18 protein-coding genes are annotated in these 17,715 nt (G+C 71.8%); 4 read left to right on the top strand and 14 right to left on the bottom strand.

What is annotated here, in order from left to right:
* Positions 1-66: 66 nt before the first annotated feature.
* From ACIP79_RS31500 to ACIP79_RS31475, 6 genes are all read right to left on the bottom strand, one after another.
* Positions 67-1,563: an FAD-dependent oxidoreductase gene (locus ACIP79_RS31500; protein ID WP_401228835.1), complete on the bottom strand. Its 1,497-nt coding sequence runs from the start codon at positions 1,561-1,563 to the stop codon at positions 67-69.
* A gap of 53 nt (positions 1,564-1,616) precedes the next feature.
* A complete protein-coding gene (locus ACIP79_RS31495) occupies positions 1,617-2,348 on the bottom strand; it encodes a methyltransferase (RefSeq protein ID WP_401228607.1) in 732 nt (243 codons plus the stop codon).
* Positions 2,345-3,568, bottom strand: a complete 1,224-nt coding sequence (locus tag ACIP79_RS31490) for a lycopene cyclase family protein (protein WP_401228605.1) — start codon at positions 3,566-3,568, stop codon at positions 2,345-2,347. Before ACIP79_RS31490 ends, ACIP79_RS31495 begins: the two co-directional genes overlap by 4 nt.
* Complete coding sequence (locus ACIP79_RS31485) at positions 3,565-4,275, bottom strand: SDR family NAD(P)-dependent oxidoreductase (protein ID WP_401228603.1); 711 nt, start codon at positions 4,273-4,275, stop codon at positions 3,565-3,567. Before ACIP79_RS31485 ends, ACIP79_RS31490 begins: the two co-directional genes overlap by 4 nt.
* Positions 4,276-4,404: 129 nt before the next feature.
* A complete protein-coding gene (locus ACIP79_RS31480; RefSeq protein ID WP_401228601.1) occupies positions 4,405-5,652 on the bottom strand; it encodes an NAD(P)/FAD-dependent oxidoreductase in 1,248 nt (415 codons plus the stop codon).
* 219 nt (positions 5,653-5,871) lie between these two features.
* A complete protein-coding gene (locus tag ACIP79_RS31475) occupies positions 5,872-6,867 on the bottom strand; it encodes a MerR family transcriptional regulator (RefSeq protein ID WP_401228599.1) in 996 nt (331 codons plus the stop codon).
* Positions 6,868-7,031: 164 nt separating this feature from the next.
* Between ACIP79_RS31475 and ACIP79_RS31470 the strand changes: the two genes are divergently transcribed.
* Positions 7,032-7,643: a sigma-70 family RNA polymerase sigma factor gene (locus tag ACIP79_RS31470; RefSeq protein WP_401228598.1), complete on the top strand. Its 612-nt coding sequence runs from the start codon at positions 7,032-7,034 to the stop codon at positions 7,641-7,643.
* A gap of 184 nt (positions 7,644-7,827) precedes the next feature.
* Positions 7,828-8,244, top strand: coding sequence for a hypothetical protein (locus tag ACIP79_RS31465; protein ID WP_401228596.1), 417 nt, complete (start codon positions 7,828-7,830; stop codon positions 8,242-8,244).
* On the opposite strand, the gene ACIP79_RS31460 is transcribed toward ACIP79_RS31465, so the two are convergent.
* Complete coding sequence (locus ACIP79_RS31460; protein ID WP_401228594.1) at positions 8,215-9,225, bottom strand: phosphotransferase family protein; 1,011 nt, start codon at positions 9,223-9,225, stop codon at positions 8,215-8,217. The genes ACIP79_RS31465 and ACIP79_RS31460 overlap by 30 nt on opposite strands.
* Positions 9,226-9,452: 227 nt before the next feature.
* Between ACIP79_RS31460 and ACIP79_RS31455 the strand changes: the two genes are divergently transcribed.
* Positions 9,453-9,992 carry an EF-hand domain-containing protein gene (locus ACIP79_RS31455; protein ID WP_401228592.1) on the top strand — a complete coding sequence of 180 codons (540 nt, stop codon included), beginning with the start codon at positions 9,453-9,455 and terminating at the stop codon, positions 9,990-9,992.
* Between the two features lie 39 nt (positions 9,993-10,031).
* On the opposite strand, the gene ACIP79_RS31450 is transcribed toward ACIP79_RS31455, so the two are convergent.
* From ACIP79_RS31450 to ACIP79_RS31430, 5 genes are all read right to left on the bottom strand, one after another.
* On the bottom strand, positions 10,032-10,865 hold the full coding sequence (locus ACIP79_RS31450; protein WP_401228591.1) for a class I SAM-dependent methyltransferase: 834 nt from the start codon (positions 10,863-10,865) through the stop codon (positions 10,032-10,034).
* 122 nt (positions 10,866-10,987) lie between these two features.
* On the bottom strand, positions 10,988-12,001 hold the full coding sequence (locus ACIP79_RS31445) for a glycoside hydrolase family 43 protein (RefSeq protein ID WP_401228589.1): 1,014 nt from the start codon (positions 11,999-12,001) through the stop codon (positions 10,988-10,990).
* A 104-nt stretch (positions 12,002-12,105) separates the two neighbouring features.
* Positions 12,106-12,390 (bottom strand): hypothetical protein, encoded by a 285-nt coding sequence (locus ACIP79_RS31440; RefSeq protein ID WP_401228587.1) that lies wholly within the window; start codon positions 12,388-12,390, stop codon positions 12,106-12,108.
* 451 nt (positions 12,391-12,841) lie between these two features.
* The gene (locus tag ACIP79_RS31435) at positions 12,842-13,690 is read right to left on the bottom strand and encodes an RICIN domain-containing protein (protein WP_401228586.1); all 849 of its coding nucleotides are present in this window, start codon (positions 13,688-13,690) and stop codon (positions 12,842-12,844) included.
* A 198-nt stretch (positions 13,691-13,888) separates the two neighbouring features.
* Positions 13,889-14,626, bottom strand: a complete 738-nt coding sequence (locus ACIP79_RS31430) for an SDR family oxidoreductase (RefSeq protein ID WP_401228584.1) — start codon at positions 14,624-14,626, stop codon at positions 13,889-13,891.
* A gap of 96 nt (positions 14,627-14,722) precedes the next feature.
* Here ACIP79_RS31430 and ACIP79_RS31425 point away from each other — a divergent pair, with 96 nt between their 5' ends.
* Positions 14,723-15,586: a LysR family transcriptional regulator gene (locus ACIP79_RS31425; RefSeq protein WP_401228582.1), complete on the top strand. Its 864-nt coding sequence runs from the start codon at positions 14,723-14,725 to the stop codon at positions 15,584-15,586.
* Between the two features lie 48 nt (positions 15,587-15,634).
* Here the strand turns inward: ACIP79_RS31425 and ACIP79_RS31420 are convergent, their stop codons facing one another.
* Positions 15,635-16,633 carry an aldo/keto reductase gene (locus ACIP79_RS31420; RefSeq protein WP_401228580.1) on the bottom strand — a complete coding sequence of 333 codons (999 nt, stop codon included), beginning with the start codon at positions 16,631-16,633 and terminating at the stop codon, positions 15,635-15,637.
* A 43-nt stretch (positions 16,634-16,676) separates the two neighbouring features.
* Positions 16,677-17,543: an SDR family NAD(P)-dependent oxidoreductase gene (locus ACIP79_RS31415; RefSeq protein WP_401228578.1), complete on the bottom strand. Its 867-nt coding sequence runs from the start codon at positions 17,541-17,543 to the stop codon at positions 16,677-16,679.
* Positions 17,544-17,715: the final 172 nt, after the last annotated feature.

Here is a 17,715-nt window from a genome sequence, read left to right as displayed (position 1 = left end):
GACCAAGCGCGACGGAGTGTCCGCACCGCGGCCGGCGGGGACACTCCGCGCCACGCGGAGAGGCGCTCAGCGTCTACCGGCCGCGCCGAGTGCCCTCAGCACGGGTGAACGTCCGGCCCGGGGAACCGTCCAGAGCACCTGTCCCCGGACGCCCCAGGCGGCGAGCAGGGCTCCCGCCGCCTGGAATCCGGTGGTGGCGGCGCGCTCCATCAGGGCGACGGGCAGGGCGCAGCGGATCGCATCGCCGGCGAGCGTCACCCGGGGGTCCGGTGTCCGTACGGGGGGTCGCCGGGAGTACGAGCCGACGGGGAAGAAGGGGCAGTCCGAGCGCCACTCGTGCCGGGCGTCCACGATGCGAGCCGGCCGGGTTTCCGGGTAGATCCGGCGCAGGCTGTCGATGAGGCCGTTCTGCACCGCCTCGCGTCCAGCGCCGTCGGTGACGGCGTAGGCATGCAGTTCCACCACGGAACCGCCGGTCCGGGCGGCCCAGCGGGCGGCCTCTCCCTCGTAGCGCTCCAGGACACTGATGTTGTCGAGGCCGTCGTAGCCGCTGGTGCCGAGGAACCCGGGGCGGTCGGCGCGCACCGGCCGGTCCAGCCAGAGGCGGGAGACGAGGAAGGACGGCGCGGTGGCCATGGCGGCGACGTCGGCACGCCAGGCGGGGGTACCAAGGCCGGGTGACGCCGCGACGACCTCCCGCAGTGCGCCCGGGTCGAGTGCGAGCACGGCTGCCTCGTGCCGGGCCGGGGAGCCGTCGGTCCGTACCTCCACTCCCCCGTCGTCGCACGAGTGGACGCCCTGTACGGGGGTGCCGGTCCTGATGTCCGCCCCCAGGCTCTGGAGGTAGTCGCCGAGAGGCTCCCACAGTGCCTGGGGGAAGGGCTCGTTCGGCACGTCGAAGAGCAGGCCCTCCGAGGAGCCCAGGAAGTAGATGTGGAACATCAACAGCAGTTCCGCGGCGGACAGTTCGCGCGGGTCGGCGAAGAAGCTGCGCGAGAACACCTCGAACGCGAGATGGTGTGCGGCTTCGGGGAAGCGGACGCGTTCCAGGAAGGCCGTCGCGCTGATGCCGTCGAACCGTTCGTAGACCTCGGGCACGCGTACGTCGAGGAGCGGCAGCGCGGCACGGGCGTCCATCGTCGCGAGGTCGCGCCAGCCGAAGGTGGGGCTGAGGGCGACGAAGCCCATCGCGCTGAACGGCGGTGTCCGCGGAACGCGGGCGAAGCTGTCGGTCAGACCGCCGCTGTGCCGCAACGGGTAGTCGGGCAACGGGCGGAGGCGGCTCAGGGTGGGATCCGTCCGGCGCAGCAGGCCACGCAGGTTGTAGTACTGCCGGAAGAAGGCGTGGAAGCCGCGGCTCATGGTCACCTCGGAACCGTCGGCGAGGCGGGTACGCCGGCCCGCGAGTCGCCCGCCGAGCGACTCCCCCTGTTCGTAGAGGGTGACGCGGGCGCCGCGTTCGGCCAGCAGGGTGGCGGCGGCGAGGCCGGCGATCCCTCCCCCGACGACGGCGACGCTCGGTGCGTCCGCGCGGTCGAAACGGACCCGGCCGGGTCCGGGCATGACGATCTCGGCCTTGCGGTCGCGGCCACGGCGGGCCGCTCGTCGAGGGGCGCTCACCTGTCGAACTCCCCTGCCACGGCGGCCCCGTTGCGGGCCAGGAAGGTGTGCAGCATTCCGGTCTGCCAGCCGGCGACGGGAGCCGCGCGCACTCCCGTGAACCCGGCGTCGGCCAGTCGGCCGGTGAATTCGGGGACGGTGTCGAAGTCGAGGACGCTTCGCCACAGGTGGTGGTAGAGCGCGCCGTCGCCGCTGAGGGTTCCCGCCGGGATGATGATCCCCCGGCAGGAGGCCGTCCACAGGGCCCGGTGAACGGCCGAGCCGCTGAGGCAGTACTCGTGGACGGCGAGCCTTCCGCCCGGCCGGAGCAGCGACCTGACGGTGTCCAGAACCGCGTTGGGGTCGGTGACGTTGCGGAACAGATAGGCGGCGAACACCGCGTCGTACGGGCCCTCTCCGGCCGTCGCCGCCTCTTCGGCGGTGAGGTGGTGGAAGCTCACGCGCTCGGGCCACGGTTTGGCCAGTGCGCGCCGCAGCATTCCCGACGAGGCGTCGACGGCCGTGATCCGGGCGCGGGGCGCGGTCCGCAGCAGGGCCTGGGTGGAGGCACCCGTGCCGCAGCCGAGATCGAGGATGTGCAGGCCGTCTCCGTCCCGGGGCAGTTGGAGCCGTCGGGCCGACCGCTGGAGGTCGGTGCGGTAGCCGGGGTTGAGGGCCGTGAGGCGGTCGTAGGAGTGCGACGCGTGATCGAAGGCGCGTGCCAGGTCGTGGTCGCGCAGCAGTGTCATCGAGGGCTCTCTCCGGTTCGGGTGGCGGGTTGGGGACGTCGGGGAAGGAAGGGGAGCTCTACGGCGGTCCTGAGCATCGGGCCGATGGGGGTGCGCAGGCCGATGCCCCACTCCTCCCTGGGTGAGGTGTCGCCGTCGAGGAAGCGCAGCAGGCGTTCCGCCGGTACGCGCCGGAACAGGCCGGTGAAGAAGCCGGGGCCGTCGATCCGCCCGGTGTCCAGTGCCCTCAGCAGCACCGCGTCCATGGCCCGCGCCCGCCGCCCGTGTGGCGCGGGCACGGTCACCCGGCCGTTCCGCAGTCCGGCGGCGACGGCCCGGCTCTGCCGCTGCACGGCGGCGAAGGTGTAGCCGGTCGCCGGGCGGGTGGCGCCGCCGGCGGTCCCGATACGGAAGACGGCCGGTCCGGTCCGGCGGGCGAAGCGCGCGTCCGTCATGGGGATGACGCCCTGCTCCGCCGATTCGACGGTGAACGCCCCGAGGCCGAGCACGTCCCGGCTGTAGTGGGTCAGCGCCTTCTCGTACTCCGCCGTGGTCAGGGGGGTACGGGAGAACTCGGTGTACTCGACGAGCGCCCGGTCGGGGGCCAGGGGCAGGACGTAGCCGAAGGCCAGTCCATGACTCGGCTGCGGCACCCGGAAATCCATCAGATCGGCGATGGCGGGGTCGAACCGGTCGGTGTCCGTGCGGACGAACCAGCCACGGAAGTGCTGCATCAGCTGTGTCCGGGCCGGTGGCAGCGAGGGCAGAGGGCGGGAGTCGAACACCTGACGGGCGCGGAGTGACAGCGTCCGGCCGTCGGGCGTCGTGCAGCGGACCTCCGCGCCGTCGGCCGTGTCGCGCACCGTGTCCGCGGTCGCGCGCAGGACGTGTGCGCCGGGTGCCCGGGACAGCCGGGAGTGCACCAGCCGCTCGAAGTCGGCGGAGCGGAGCATGCGGTAGCGCAGCGGTGAGGGGTCCACGGTGATCGCACGGCCGTCGGCGCCGTGCACGCGCAGCCGGGACCAGGAGGCGGCGACGGCTTCGTCGAAGTCGCCGGTGCCGCGCTCCCAGTAGCACCAGGTCCGCTCGGGCGGGAGCAGTGGACCGTCCGGGGCCGCCACCAGGGTCACGGTGGGGGAACCGGTCGCCGTGAGCCGGTACGCGAGGCTGAGCCCGGACGCGCCGCCGCCGACGATGACCACGTCGGACGTCTCGCCGGGCGCGTCGGAACGTCGGCTCATCCGGCCCGCCGTTCGACGACGGGCATCCCGTTCGGAGCCGTGCGCACCAGTTCGGCGTCCGTCGACATCGCGTCGGCGACGGCCCGGACGACCTGCCGCGGATCGCCTCCCGCCGACAGCGGTGGCGCCGTGCCCGCCACCGGCCGGTCGGCGAAGCCGGTCTCCAGGTGTCCGGGCCTGATGTCCAGGACCCGGATGCCCGCGGCCCGTGCCTCCCGGCGCGCGGCACTCAGCCAGGCGCTCAGCGCGGCCTTGGAGGCGCTGTAGTCGGCCATCCCCGCCTGCGGCCGGTCCGCGACCACGCCAGTGAAGGCCGAGATCACCGACCCGCGTTCCATGATGCCGAGCCCGGCGCGGAGGAACGCGGCGGGCGCCAGGAAGTTGACCGCCATCAGATGCTCCGCCACCCCGTCGGCCAGCTCCTCCGCCCGTCCGAAGGCCACCGCGCCGAAGGCCGTCACGACGGCGTCCAGTCCGCCCAGCGCGGCGGCGGCTTCGTGCACCGCCCGGACACAGGACTCCGGGGAGTAGGCGTCGAACAGGACGGTCGGAGCTTCCGGATGCGGCTGGGCCGCCCTGGCGAGGCGGTCCGGGTCACGGCCGGCGAGGGCGGTACGCGCCCCGCGGGCGGTGAGTTCGGAGGTGAGGGCACCACCGAGCACCCCGGTGGCGCCGGCCACCAGCACGCGCGCGCCGTTGATGTCCACGTCTCACTCCTGATCGCAGGGGCAGCCCGACGGCTTCACTGTCCGTACCGTCCGTTCCGCGAGGCTGTCCTCACCGTCTGTTCCCTGGACCGGCCGCCGCCGGATGCGCCGGAGGACGACCAACCGGGGTCAGCCGCGCGCAGGGTCGCTCAGCAGTTCCCGGGCGGCACGGGTGCCCGACGCCAGAGCGCCCTGCACCGACCCGGTGGCCCGATGGTCCCCGCAGACGTACTTGCCCGGTGTGTGCCGGGTGGTTCGGCTCAGCGGCCACGGCGGCTCCATCACGGGCAACGCTCCCTCCACGGTGTAGGCGGCCACATGCCGCCAGCTACCCGTGTCGGTGCCGTACAGCTCGGCCAGCCGCCCGAGCACGGTCTTCTCCGTGCCCGGCAGGTCGGCGCCGAGTACGGAGCTGGAGATCAGCGCGGAGCCGGGCGGTGCGTAGGTGGGCGCGACCTCCGTGAGGACACAGGTGTTGAGTACCGTGCCGGTGCTGTCCACCACGAGGGTCGGCTCGGCCAGGGGCGAGCTTTCGGTCGCGTGGTAGTACGTGGTGACCGTGCGGCCGCCCGGCACGGCGAGGCCCGGGAGCAGGCGGCTCGCCGAGGCGGCGTCCGTCGCCACCACCACGGACGCGGCCGGGATTTCACGGCCGTCGGCCAGCAGTACTCCGGTGTCGGTGACGGCGTCCACCGGCGTCTCCAACCGCAGGACGCCGCCGGGCAGACCCTCGGCCAACTGGGCGGGTACGGCGCCGATGCCGTCGTAGGGCAGGCAGAGCGTTCCCCTGACCATGCTCCGCCAGACGAGGTGGAAGAAGCGGGCCGACGTGGCCAGTTCGTCCTCCAGGAACACCCCGGACAGGAAGGGACGCAGAATTCTGGTGACCGTCTCGGCCGACAGCCCGGCGCGCGCGAGAGCGTCGGCGGTCGAACCGTCAGGACGTCGTTTGAGGGACGCGGCGGGCAGGAGCGCGTCGCGTGCGGTGAGCGCCGCCATCGCGGCCAGATCACGGGCCGGCAGGACCCGCCCGGGCAGCAGTTCTCCCGCCGCCTTCGGCCGCCGGGTGGGATCGGCCAGGTGGACGGGGCCGGTCGCGGTGTGCGCGATGAGGCCGGGGGTGAACGGCCTCAGCCGTAGGCTCCGCAGGTCCAGGCGCCGCTTCACCTGCGGATAGGAGGTGTTGAACACCTGGAATCCGCGGTCCAGCAGGAATCCGTCACGCCGGTCCGTGCGCATCCGGCCGCCCACGCCGTCCGACGCCTCCAGCAGCGCCACCCGCCGTCCCGCGCGGCACAGGTCCAGTGCGCAGGCAAGGCCCGCGAGTCCTGCCCCGACGACGACGGTCTGCGGACCTCCGCGGTGCTGACTGGTCATGTCCCTCTTCCTCCCACGCGAACAGTGGTGCGCCGGGGGCCGGGAGTTCGTCCTCCGGCGCACCCGTCGGTCCGTCCCGTCGGGGCCGGCCGGGCCGCACCAGGGAACGCGTCGTACGTGAGGCGACGGGGCCGGGCACCCTTTCCGCGTCCACCCGAACACGTCGTGCCCGGTGAGACCAGCCGCCACTGCGACCAGGTACCCGATGGACGCAGCACGTCACCTGAGCACGACGGACTCCAGCGCCGCGACGGCCTGTGCGAGGCCGGGCGGACGCGGCGAGCCGGGCACGGTCTGACCGGCCCAGCCGGGCCCGAGGGTCATGACGACCGGTTTCCTGCGGGCGCCCCGCACACCCCATTCGATCGCGGCCACATGCTGGGCCAGCGGCCGGCTCGCGGTGGTGCGCGACTGCGCCCACAGCCCGACCGCGACCGGCCCGGTCCTGCGGACGGCGGCCACCAGCGACTCCACGGGCAGCGCGGCGCCGAACATGCGTACAGGCAGCTTCCGTTCGGCCAGCGCGGCGGCCAGCGCCTCCAGTGGCAGCGTGTGGTTCTCCGCGGGGACGCAGGCGAGGACCGTGGTCGCGCCGGGCCGGTCGGCGGCCATGAGAGGGGTATGGCGTCGCAGAACTCCGGACACGTGCCAGGACAGGAAGTGCTCGACCTCGACGTACCGCTCGCCCGAGCTCTCCCACTTGCGGCCGACCGCCTGGAGGGTCGGCATGATCACCTCCGACCAGGCCGCGACCAGGCCGTGGTCGTCGATGGCGGCTTCGAGCAACTCGTCGAGCGCTGAGGCGTCCAGACGCAGGGCCGCACGGGCCACTCCCTTGCACTCCTGACGCGCGTCGCCCAGACGAAGCCCGGTGCCGGCCCTGCTCGGAGCGGCCACCGGTGGCGCGGACCGGGCGGAGCCCGCCCGGGACGCGGACGCCTCCAGATCCACCTCGTCGAGTGCCAGGCGGGCGGCCTCGGCGGGCGCCAGGCCCGTCGCCGTCAGGGCGCACATCCGCTCCAGCCGGGCCACGTCCACGGCGGTCCAGCGGCGATGCCTGCCGCCGGTGTGCGCGGTGGGGCCCAGGCCGTAACGGCGGTCCCAGGAACGGACCGTGGTGGGCGCCACCCCCAGTCGCCTGGCCACCTCGCCGGTGGTCAGCCCGCCTCCCAGCGGCTCACGTCCGTGACCGGCGTCTCCTCGGTTCAGGCTCACCCGCCCATCGTACGACGCACAAACGACGCATGTTGTGGGCTTCGGTCAGGGCTCACGAGAGTGGTGCTCAGGCGCCCGGTCGGCGCGGTGCTCGTGCCGACCGGACCGGTTCGGCCGGCGGCCTTCAGGACCCGTACAGGACGCACGGCAGGAGGAACGAGCTCATGAGTGCGGACACTCGATCCATCGGTCTCCGGTCCTTGGCCGGCGCGGACGAAGGTCCTTGCGAGGAAGAGCTGGCCCGCGGCCTGCGCGCCGCGGACGAGGTCGCGTTCGCGGCCGTCTACCGGCGGTGGGGCTCGCTCGTGCACACCATGGCGACCCGTTCGCTCGGCGATTCCCACGAGGCCGAGGACGTGACCCAGCAGGTGTTCATCGGCGCCTGGCGCGGCCGGGACGGTTACCGGCCGGAGCGGGGCCCCCTGGGCGCCTGGCTGGTCGGCATCACCCGCCGGAAGATCATCGATGCGCTGGCGGCGAGGACGCGGCGTCTCACTCTGATCGACTCGATGGCGTCCGACGCCGACGCGCACCGCCAGGAGGTGGGCGCGCCGGACGACGTCCTGGACCGGGTGCTCCTGGTCGATGCCCTGTCCCGGCTGCCGCGGCAGCAGCGCGAGGTGCTGTGCATGGCGTTCTACGAGGATCTGACCCAGACCCAGATCGCCGCCCGCACCGAACTGCCCCTGGGCACCGTGAAGAGCCACACCCGACGCGGACTGCATCGGCTGCGCGTCGGCATCGAACAGGGGCGCGGCGACGAGAACGCAGCGTAGCGGCACAGCCGCCCGCCGAAAATTCACCCTTCACCCGCATCCGTAGCGGGGGCCGCGCACGAAACGGCCTAGAGTCTCCGCGACCGACCGGCGGAACTCCTCGACGAAGGGGCGCTTCTCGTGGCCTCCCGGACTCGCTCCTTGGAAACAGGCCGGGACGGACCTCGGGAAACGGAGGGCATCGGTGCCTCATGTCGAGCCCGCACGTCTGCTGGAACTGGCCCTGGGAAACAGCGGCTCGAACGGTGACCTCGGGGCCCTGCGGCACATCGCGTCGTGTGACCGCTGCCGACAGGAACTGAGCCGGTTGACACGACTGGTCGTCACCGCGCGCAGTGTGGAGGAGCCGGACCTGCCGACCGCCCCTCCGGAGCGGGTCTGGCAGCGCCTCAAGCAGGATCTGTCCCTGGCGGCGGAGCCGGCTCCGCCGGCGTGCGCGGAGCCTGTCCGCCCCCTCGCCCCGGGGTCGGCCGAACCGCGGTACACCCGCGGTTCCACGGAGACCCAGGTCCGGACGGTCCGTGTCACCCTCGCCCTGTTGTCCGGGATCGTCGTCTGGTGGTGGAGCCGTTCAGCTCGGCGTCCCGGCCGGAGGGACTGAACCCCGGGGATGGCTCCCGCCGTCGTCCGCCAGCTCGTCGAGAGCGGCGACGAGCTCGGGAGTCACGGCCTCGCGCAGCCTGGCCACGTGCTCGTCACCGTATGCACGGGGCACGGACTCGATGATCATGATCAGGTAGAGGTAGCTGCGGTACAGCGCGAGGCGGCGTCGAGCGGACGGATCGAAGTCGGCCCGGCCGCCCGCTTCCTGATACCCCGTCAGGAAATGCGGCTCGTCCTCGATGTCGCCGAGCAGGGCCAGCGAGACGAAGTCCGCGAGGGGGTCACCCCAGAACATGCGCTCACCGTCGATGAGTCCGCCGATCCGGGGTGCCCAGTGCGAGCGGTCCACCAGGATGTTGCCCGGCCAGAGGTCGAAGTGGATCAGGCGGGGGACGGTCACCTCGTCCAGCGCGTCGTACGCCGACCTCGCCGTGCGGGCCACCTCGTCCACGGGGCGGGGCAGCCAGGCGTCATAGCGTCGGGCGTCGTCCAGCACCGCGTCGTACATGGCGCTGAAGGCCGTGCGCCAATCTCCGGCGAGGGGCCCGAGCGCGCCGGAAGGGTAGCCGAAACCGGGGCCGGTCACCGTGTGCAGACGGGCCACAAGTCGGCCCAACTCCACTCGCACGTCCGGCTGTTCCTCAGGCTCCAGATCGGACCAGGGCGAGCCGGGACAGTACGTCATCAGGAGTTGGCCCTCAAGGAGCACCTGTCCGACGACTTCGGGCGCGGGTACGCCGACCGAGGATGCCGCGCGGCAGAACTCCGCCTCGGAGACGAGGAGTTGCTGTTCGTGCCGCAGGCCCGGGACGGTGGGCGGCGGCGGAACCTTCAGCACATAGCGGGTACCGTCGGCGAGAAGCAGTTCCTCGACGGTGTTGTACGTCCCACCCGTCAGGAGCCGGCATCCGACCAGAGCGTCGGGTGACAGACCCGCGGCGTCCAGAGCCGTCCGCGCTCGTTCCCAGCTGTCCACCACAGCCCCTCCCCATGCCAGTGGATCCACTTTGCCAGGTGGGCCCATGGACCCGCGTCGATTACGCGAAGCTCTGGCGCCCAGGGCCGAAACCCGGTGGGCGGGTGACCGTTCGTGCGCATGTGCTCGTGGGGGTGAAGGTGCCTCGCGCCCTAAAGTTACACACCGTCAGCTGTTGCCTACGGCGATGGCCGGCATCGGGATTCGCGTCTGTGCAAGGGGGGCCGCTCATGGCCAGTGCGTTTCAGGAGCGCAAGCTCAAGGACATGTTCGCCGCGTTCGACGCGGACGGCGACGGTCTGCTGCGCGAGGAGGACTTCCGGGCGCTGGTCGCCCGGTGGGGACAACTCCCCGCGGCCAGGCCCGGGACCGAGCTCGGCACCCGGGTTGAGACCCTTCTGATGGGGTGGTGGGCGGCTCTGCTGGAAACCGGTGACGCCAACGGGGACGGAGCCATCGACATGGGCGAACTCCTCGCGCTCGTCGACAAGTTGCCCGCCATGGTCGCGGACGTCACGGCGACCGCCGACACCGTCTTCGACGCCGTGGACGCCAACGGCGACGGGCGTATCTCCCCCGACGAACACCGTCGCCTCGTCGAGACGTGGAACGGACGGTCCGTCGACATGACAGGCGTCTTCGAACTCCTCGACCTGAACGGCGACGGACACCTCAGCCGGGAGGAATTCGCCCTGCTGTGGCGCCAGTTCTGGATCAGCGACGATCCGGCGGAACCGGGCAACTGGCTCTGCGGCAGGATCCCCGCCTAGATCCCTCCCGGAAGCCGAACGGCGGCCAGGACCGGGCGGTCACAACCGACGGACGCGCAGCACGCTGGTCAGCAACGGGAGGGTGAACTCACCGGCGGCGGTCTCCGGTCCACTCGCGAGGAAGGCACGGATCCGGCTCAGCGTGGCTTCCTGTTCCCCCTCCGGCATGACCAGCATCCCGGCGCGCGTCGCCAGGGTCGCGACGAGAGAGTGGGCGGTGCGGCGCTGCCCGTGCGGGAACTCGGCCTGTTCCGGCGAACCGAACCGGGCGGACACGTCTGGCCTGGCCTTGGTCCCCGTCCCCGTCCCCGTCCCCGTCCCCGTCCCCGTCCCCGTCCCCGGAAGGTGCATGTCCGCCGTCTCGGCGCGCCAGCCGGCGGGCGTGTCACGCGGGCCGATCGCGGCGCTCCCGCTGACCCGGGCGAGCCCGGCGACCCACTCGACCCCGTCGTCCATGACGTTCCACAGGCCCGCCAGGACGCCGCCAGGGGCGAGGACCCGGGCGATCTCGGGTCCCGCGACGGCCATGTCGAACCAGTGCATGGCATTACCGGCCAGCACGGCATCGACGGAGGCGTCCGGCAGCGGTATGGCCTCGGCGCTGCCCGGCAGGGCGCGGACCGTCGGCAGTGCGCGGCGCAGCTCGGCCAGCATCGCCGGGTCGGGCTCGACCGCGACGACCTCGGAACCCAGCGCGAGCAGCGTGGCGGTCAGCTTTCCGGTTCCGGCGCCCAGGTCGAGCACGCGCGGACCGGGCGCGGGCTCGATGGCCCAACGCACCGCGGTCCGCGCGTAGTCCGGGCGGTGCTCGGCGTACGCGACCGCCGCCGCGCCGAACGACGAGGCATGAAGGAGTCGTTCGTCCTGGTCCACGCGGTCACCGTACCGACGCCGGCCGTGGCCGGACACCCCGCCGCACGCTTCCGGCGCCGGTTGCCGCCGCCGTCGGCACTCCCGTCGTGGGCGGTGCCGAGGACGTCATGCGCACCCGGCGGCTAGGGAGCCGTGATGCCTTGGACCACCGGCCTGCCCTGGCTGAAGCCGAGGTCGGCGAGGTACATCGGCCGTTTGGTGCGGTCCGCGTTCCAGGCGTGGAACGCGATGCGGTCACGGCCGTCCGGGCCCGTGACGACGTCCTGTCCGCCCGGTCCGATCACCTGGCCCGCGAAGGATTCGGTGGTCATGAGGGGTTCGGCCGCCTTCGTGTACGGGCCCTGGAGGCTCCCGGCGAGGGCGTAACCGGTCTTGTACCTCGTGCCGGCCTCGACGTCCAAAGAGTAGGCGTCGGCCGAATAGAGCAGCACGTACCGTCCGTCCCGCTTGATGAGAGTGGGGGCCTCGATGAGTCCGTTCTCCCAGTGGCGGTCCTGTTTGATCAGACCGATGGGCTGTCCGGTGAGGGAGGTGCCGTCCCTGGAGATCGGCTGGAGATGGATCCAGGTGTCCTTCTCGCAGCAGTTCCCGTCGCTCTTCCACAGCAGGTACCGGCGGCCGTTCTCCGTGTAGCCGGCCGCGTCGATGGCCCCGCCCTGTTCGACGGGGCAGACCAGCGGGCCGTCACCGGCCGGCCGGAACGGCCCGTCGGCGGAGGTCGCCAGCGCGACGCCGATGCACTGCCTGCCGCTGGCCCGGTCGTGAGCGGTGTAGTGCATGGTGAATCCGGGGCCGTTGTCGTACACCTCGGGCGCCCACACCTGCGGCTTCTCGGCATGCACCCAGGCACCGAGCTGCGGCAGCGGATCCGTCCCCGCGACCGACCAGTGCGTCAGGTCGGTGGAGGTCGCGTGCTGCACGTTCCTGCCGATGTCGCTGGTGGCGTAGGCGTGATAGGTCCTACCCACTTTCACGATGTCCGGGTCGGGGAAGTTGCGGTCCAGGACCGGTGCGGGCACGGCGGCGCCGACGGAGGTGTGGGCCGCCGGAACGACGTGATGGCTCCCGCTTCCCGTCGAGGTGGCGAGGGCTACGAGCAGGCATCCGAGCAAGCTCGCGACGCGTGGGCTGGGCATGTGGTGGTGCTCCTTGCTGAAGGAGGTGCCGGCCGCCGGCGAGAACTCGGCAGCGACCGGCACTCGGGTACCGCGGTGGGACTTATGTGTGGTGAGGCTTCAGATCAGCGGTTGGTCCACAGGTTCCAGAGCCAGAAGGATCCCTGGGCGCACTGGTACTGGTCCCAGTGACCTCGCTCGATGCCCTGCTGACCGGCGGTCTGGCAGCCGCCCAGAGACATGTACTTGCCGCGGTGGACATCGAGGTCCACCGGCGCGGCACTCACGGACACCGTCCGCTGAACGGCGGTGGTGCCGGGGGCCGCGGTGGCGGGAACGGCCGCGCCCAGGCTGAGGACGACCAGAGCGCCCGCGGCGACGGCGGGCAGGGAAGTGCGTACACGGGACATGGGAGTGCCTTTCGAGGAGAGGGAGTTGTGGGGTCGGCGCCGCCCACATGCGGCTGCGCCCCTCGGCCGGACCGTCACTGGGACGCTCACCGAACGTGGTGATGTCCGGGCCGATGAGAGGAGCTTGTGCCGACGCCGGGAAGCGGCGCAATCCAGTCCCGGCCGCTTCACCAAGGACGGGACACACACCTCTCTGACCTGCTGGGACACCTCTGTCCCGGGATGAACGAAGCATCGTGACGCCACCGTTGCGCGTGCGAGGGGAAGCTGCGCACCGGCAATGGCCCCGGACACGACGTCGAGGACGGCGGACACCTCCCGAGAGCCGGACCACCGGCGGCTCCTCCTGCGCGCGCTTGCCGGAATCAGTACGCCGCTCTGAAGGCAGGCGTCTCGGAGGTCGTTCCGGCGAGATGCCGCGTCGCGGAACCGGGTATGCGAACGGACCGTGTCAGGCCCACTTCTGAGCGGCCCGCCGGTCGCACGCCAGCACGCGCAGACCGGCGGCGCTGTCGTCGAGGCACTTGCCCGTGGAGGCGTTCTTCACTTCGGCCGCGTGGTCGGGCAGGACGGTGTAGAACCACTTCTGCGTCTCGGCCGCACGGCACTCCACGGACCGCAGGCCCGCGTCGCCGTGGTCCAGGCAGGAGCCCGTTGCGTGGTTCCGAAGCTGCCAGGTGCCGTCGGGGGCCTTGCGCACGGTCCACTTCTGGTAGCTGAGCGCGTTGCACTTGAAGGAGCGCAGACCCCCTTCGAGGCTGTGGTCCAGGCAGGCCCCGGTTGCCCGGTTGACCAGCAACTGGCCCATGGCGGGAGCCTGCGGTCCCTGCGCCGACGCCTCCGGAGAACTCTTCGCCGACGCGGACGGCAGCAGGACGAGGGCGGTGAGCGCGCTGCCGGCGGCCAGACCGCCCAGGGCACCTGTCGCCGCGCACGCCCTTTGACGTCGCAGCACCCGTCGTACGACGCGGCCCCACCGTCCCCGCTCGACGGCCGCGGGCTTCGGGTCACCGGGAGCGGCAGGGACGGGAGTGTCCGTCCGCGGCGCGGACTGGGCGCCGTCGGCCGCCTCCCAGAGCAGCCGGTACTCCGCGGGGTCGGCCTTCAGCGCGCGGCACAGATCGCGGACGACGCTCCAGGGCGGCACCGTGCTGCCCCGCAGGTAGCGGGACAGCGACGAATCACTGATCGCCACCTCGGCCTCCAAGGAGCGCAGAGTGCGGCCCGACCGCTGCTGGAGCGCCCGTAACCTCGCGCCCAGTTCCTGAGCCGCGCTCCGCCGCCCGTCTCCCCCAGCCATGACAGGCCCCCCTCTTTTCCGACCCGGTAAGCGGTTGGACAGGGCACTTCCGCGTCGCGGAATGCACCTGTCCAGCAGGCGAAAACTTAGAGAGCCGGACATCGGACAAGCAAACGGACACACCCCTGAGAGTGAACCGCGCCTCGGGTCCATGCGAGGGAGCGCTGGGCCCGCGGCGCGATCACGACAAGGCCGGGGTCACCAGGGAATGACGCCGTCGTCCTCGAAGAACGAGCCGGTCGGCCCGCCGTCGGGCAGCGTGGCGAGGCGGATCGCCGTGGCCGCGCCCTGCTCAGGAGTGCGCGGCCCCTGGAAGCCGGTGAAGTCGGTCGCGACGAGCCCCGGGCAGGCGGCGTTGATGAGGATGTCCGTGTCGGTGAACTGCCGGGCGTACTGCACGGTGACGGCGTTGAGGAACGTCTTCGACGGGGAGTAGGCCGCCATGACGGGGCCGATCTCGACGTCCGGGTCCGCCTGCCGGGTCAGCGAGGCCACGGCACTGGAGACGTTGACGATCCGTGGCGACGTCGAGCGCCGCAGCAGGGGCAGCATCGCGTTGGTCACCCGGATGACACCGATGACGTTGGTCTCCACGACCGTGCGGACCACGTCGAGGTCGAGCGTGGTCGGGTCCTGCACCCACCCCGGTCCCATCTCTCCCGAGATGCCGGCGTTGTTGACCAGGACGTCCAGGCGCCCGGCCTCCTGTTCGATAAACTCCGCGGCGGCGGTGACGCTCGGGTCACTGGTCACGTCCAACGGCACCCCGAACGCGTTCACCCCGGCGGCGCGCAGCTTCTCCACCGCGTCCTCGCGCCGAACCTCGTCGCGGGCTCCCACTCCCACGCGGTACCCGAGGGCACCCAGCCCCGTCGCGATCTCGTACCCGATTCCCTTGTTCGCGCCGGTGACCAGCGCGATTCTCGTGTCACTCATGCCGTCGATGTTCACGCGCGGGCGACCGGTGCATCCAACACCGATACGGTGGCCTGTCATACCCGGTAGGTATCACCGCTGGGTTACGCTGTGGCCATGGACACCTTGGAGACCCGCGAGTTGAGGTACTTCATGGCGGTCGCCGAGGAACTGCACTTCGGCCGCGCCGCCGAGCGACTCGGCATGTCCCAGCCACCGCTGTCCCGGGCGATCCAGCAGCTCGAACGACGGCTCGGCGTCTCGCTGCTGGAACGCAACCGCCGCGGCGTCTCGCTCACCGACGCCGGCGAGGTGTTGCTGTACGAGGGTCGCGCGGCCCTCGACGCGACGGCCGCCGCCGCTCGCCGCGCCCGCCGCGCCGGGGGCGCCGACACTCCGGGCGCCCCACGCAATCGCCTGGTGCTCGCGGTGAAGGCCGCCAGCTCTCACGAACTGCTGCAGAAGCTCCTCGACGCCTACGCGGCCGAGCCCGACGCCGTCGAGATCGAAGTACTGCCGTGCGGCATGTGCGAGCAGGAAGGGCTGCTGCGCGACGGCCGCGCCGATGTGGCTCTCATGCACGCGCCGTTCAACTCCCTCGCCGGGTTCGACAGCGAGGAACTCCAGACCGAGGGGCAGATCGCCGTCCTGCCCGCCGGGCACCCCCTCGCCGCACGCGCGAGCCTGTCGCTGGCCGACGTCAGCGACATCCCCGAGCTTCCGCTCGCCCGCTGGCCCCGGCACGGCACGTACCCACCCGGTCCCGGCCCGGAGATCCGCGACCAGACGCAGTTGGCCCAGTTGATCGCCCTGGGCCGTACGGCGGCCGTCCTCCCGGACTCGGCCCGCGCCTGGCTGTGGGCCGAACACAGCGCCGTCCCCCTCACCGACGCACCTCCCGTCGTCACCCACATCGCCTGGCCCGCGCACAGCCGCTCGCTCACCCTCGCCGGACTGATTCGCACGGCCGCACGGCTGTGACCGCTGTTGTCCGCCGTGCGGGAAGGCGCCCCGAAGTCGGGTACGGGATCACTCCTGGACGGAGGCCAGGCCCATCGGGGAGTACCGGTCCCCCGCCGCGGCTCCGACCGGGATCGCGGCGCTGAGCCCGGCGATGGTCGCGGGGGCGAGCTCGATGGCGGCCGCGGCCACGTTCTGCTCCAGCCAGGTGCGCCGTTTCGTTCCCGGGAGGGCCGTGACCCCTTCCTGCGCGAGCACCCAGGCGAGGGCGAGCTGACCAGGCGTCATGCCGAGTCCTTCCGCCTCCGCGACGATCCGGTCGAGAAGCGACAGGTTCCTTTCCAGGTTCGCGTCGGCGAAGCGCGGAGAGGTACGACGGAAGTCCTGGGCCGGCAGGTCCCGCACCGACCGGACGGCTCCGGTGAGGAACCCGCGGCCGAGCGGCGCGTACGCGACGAATCCGATCCCCAGTTCACGGACCGTGTCGAGCACGCCGTTGACCTCGACCGTGCGGCTGAACAACGAGTACTCGGTCTGCACCGCCGACAGCGGGGCCACCGTGTGCGCGGCGCGGATGCTCGCCGAGGACGCCTCGCTGATACCGAGGTACCGCACCTTTCCCTCCGTCACCAGATCCGCGAGGGCGCCGAACGTCTCCTCGACGGGCACGGCTGGATCGACCCGGTGCAGGTAGTACATGTCGATGTAGTCGGTGCCCAGTCGGCGCAGGGAGCCTTCCACGCACCCACGCAGGTAGTCGGGATGCCCGTTGGGGCCGCCGACGAACTCCCCGGTCTCGTCGAGAGTGACGCCGCCGCCCTTGGTCGCCACGGTCAGTTCGTCACGGCGGCCCTTCAGCGCACGCCCGAGCAGTTCCTCGCCGCTGAAAGGCCCGTACATGTCCGCGGTGTCGAACATCGTGACGCCCAGCTCGACCGCCCGGTGCACGGTCCTGACCGCCTCGGCCTCGTCCGGAGTGCCGTACATCGCGGTCATGCCCATGGTGCCGAGGCCCTCGACGGAGGCGACCAGGCCGCGCTCGCCGATCGTGTGTGTCTGCAAAGTCATGTCTCCACCTTGTTGTTGTCGTGGTCGGTGCTGTCCAGGCAGCTCAACGGGCGCGCGCTCCGACGAGGTCGGCGGTCGCCTCCCACAGTCGACCGGCCATGGCAGGGTCGAGCCCGGCCTTGCCCTGTCGGCGGACGGCCGGGGAACCGCGGAAGCCGCCGAGGCCGTCCGGTCCGACGTAGGAGTTGCCGGGAACGTCCTGCGTGGCGGCGTAGAGAAGCGAGAGTGCTCCGCGCTCGGGGGCGTTGGTGAGGAACGTGAACCGGTTGATGACGTTCGACCGGGACTGGGCCGCCAGCGCGGTACGGGCGATGCCGGGGCTGGCGAGCACCGAGCGCACCGGGCTGCCTTCGGCGGTCAGCCTGCGCTGCAACTCCAGGGAGAACAGGACGACAGCGAGCTTCGACGCCTGATAGGCCTGCATTCCGTTGTGCTTGCGGGTCCGCCAGTCGAGGTCGGACAGGTCGATCCTGCCTTGCTTGTGCAGCTCGCTGGTGACGTGGACGACGCGGTCGGTGATGTGCGCGAGCAGCAGGGTGGTCAGCAGAAAGGGGCCGGTGTAGTTGGTGGTGGTCTGGAGGTCGAGGCCGTCGACGGTGCGCGCGGCGGGGATGTCCATCACGCCCGCGTTGTTGATCAGGATGTTGATGTCGCCGGACCAGGAGTCGGCGAAGGCCCGCACCGAGGTCAGATCCGACACGTCGAGCGGTCGGATGTCGAAGGTTCCGGGGAGGTCGGCCACGGCGCGGCGGGCCTTGCCGGTGTCGCGTACCCCCAGCACCACACGGGCACCGGCCCGAGCGAGTTCGCGTGCCGTGATCAGGCCGAGGCCTCGGCCGGCACCGGTGATCACCACCGTACGGCCGGTCAGGTCCGGGAGGTCGTCCGCTGTCCAGCTGGTCATCGTCATGGTCATGGCTCCGTCGTCGGTGGTTGGTGGTTGGTGGTTGGTGGTTGGTGTTTCGCGGTTCGCGGTTCGCGGTTCGCGGCGACCCCGGTGATCGGTGATCGCAATGCCAGTGAACGCGCCGCGCCACCGGCGCTGGAAGGACACGTGGAACCACTGAATGGCAGGTCGTGGC

This window comes from Streptomyces sp. NPDC088747 (assembly GCF_044751025.1).
GTDB lineage: Bacteria > Actinomycetota > Actinomycetes > Streptomycetales > Streptomycetaceae > Streptomyces.
Note: the sequence above shows the minus strand (reverse complement) of the source record. Positions and strands in the feature narration are given on the sequence as shown.

Bases quoted from the DNA above. Each gene is read 5' to 3' on its own strand.
- ACIP79_RS31500 (WP_401228835.1), bottom strand. From the start codon at position 1,563: ATGCCCGGACCCGGCCGGGTCCGTTTCGACCGCGCGGACGCACCGAGC.
- ACIP79_RS31495 (WP_401228607.1), bottom strand. From the start codon at position 2,348: ATGACACTGCTGCGCGACCACGACCTGGCACGCGCCTTCGATCACGCG.
- ACIP79_RS31490 (WP_401228605.1), bottom strand. From the start codon at position 3,568: ATGAGCCGACGTTCCGACGCGCCCGGCGAGACGTCCGACGTGGTCATC.
- ACIP79_RS31480 (WP_401228601.1), bottom strand. From the start codon at position 5,652: ATGACCAGTCAGCACCGCGGAGGTCCGCAGACCGTCGTCGTCGGGGCA.
- ACIP79_RS31470 (WP_401228598.1), top strand. From the start codon at position 7,032: ATGAGTGCGGACACTCGATCCATCGGTCTCCGGTCCTTGGCCGGCGCG.
- ACIP79_RS31455 (WP_401228592.1), top strand. From the start codon at position 9,453: ATGGCCAGTGCGTTTCAGGAGCGCAAGCTCAAGGACATGTTCGCCGCG.
- ACIP79_RS31445 (WP_401228589.1), bottom strand. From the start codon at position 12,001: ATGCCCAGCCCACGCGTCGCGAGCTTGCTCGGATGCCTGCTCGTAGCC.
- ACIP79_RS31440 (WP_401228587.1), bottom strand. From the start codon at position 12,390: ATGTCCCGTGTACGCACTTCCCTGCCCGCCGTCGCCGCGGGCGCTCTG.
- ACIP79_RS31435 (WP_401228586.1), bottom strand. From the start codon at position 13,690: ATGGCTGGGGGAGACGGGCGGCGGAGCGCGGCTCAGGAACTGGGCGCG.
- ACIP79_RS31430 (WP_401228584.1), bottom strand. From the start codon at position 14,626: ATGAGTGACACGAGAATCGCGCTGGTCACCGGCGCGAACAAGGGAATC.
- ACIP79_RS31425 (WP_401228582.1), top strand. From the start codon at position 14,723: ATGGACACCTTGGAGACCCGCGAGTTGAGGTACTTCATGGCGGTCGCC.
- ACIP79_RS31420 (WP_401228580.1), bottom strand. From the start codon at position 16,633: ATGACTTTGCAGACACACACGATCGGCGAGCGCGGCCTGGTCGCCTCC.
- ACIP79_RS31415 (WP_401228578.1), bottom strand. From the start codon at position 17,543: ATGACGATGACCAGCTGGACAGCGGACGACCTCCCGGACCTGACCGGC.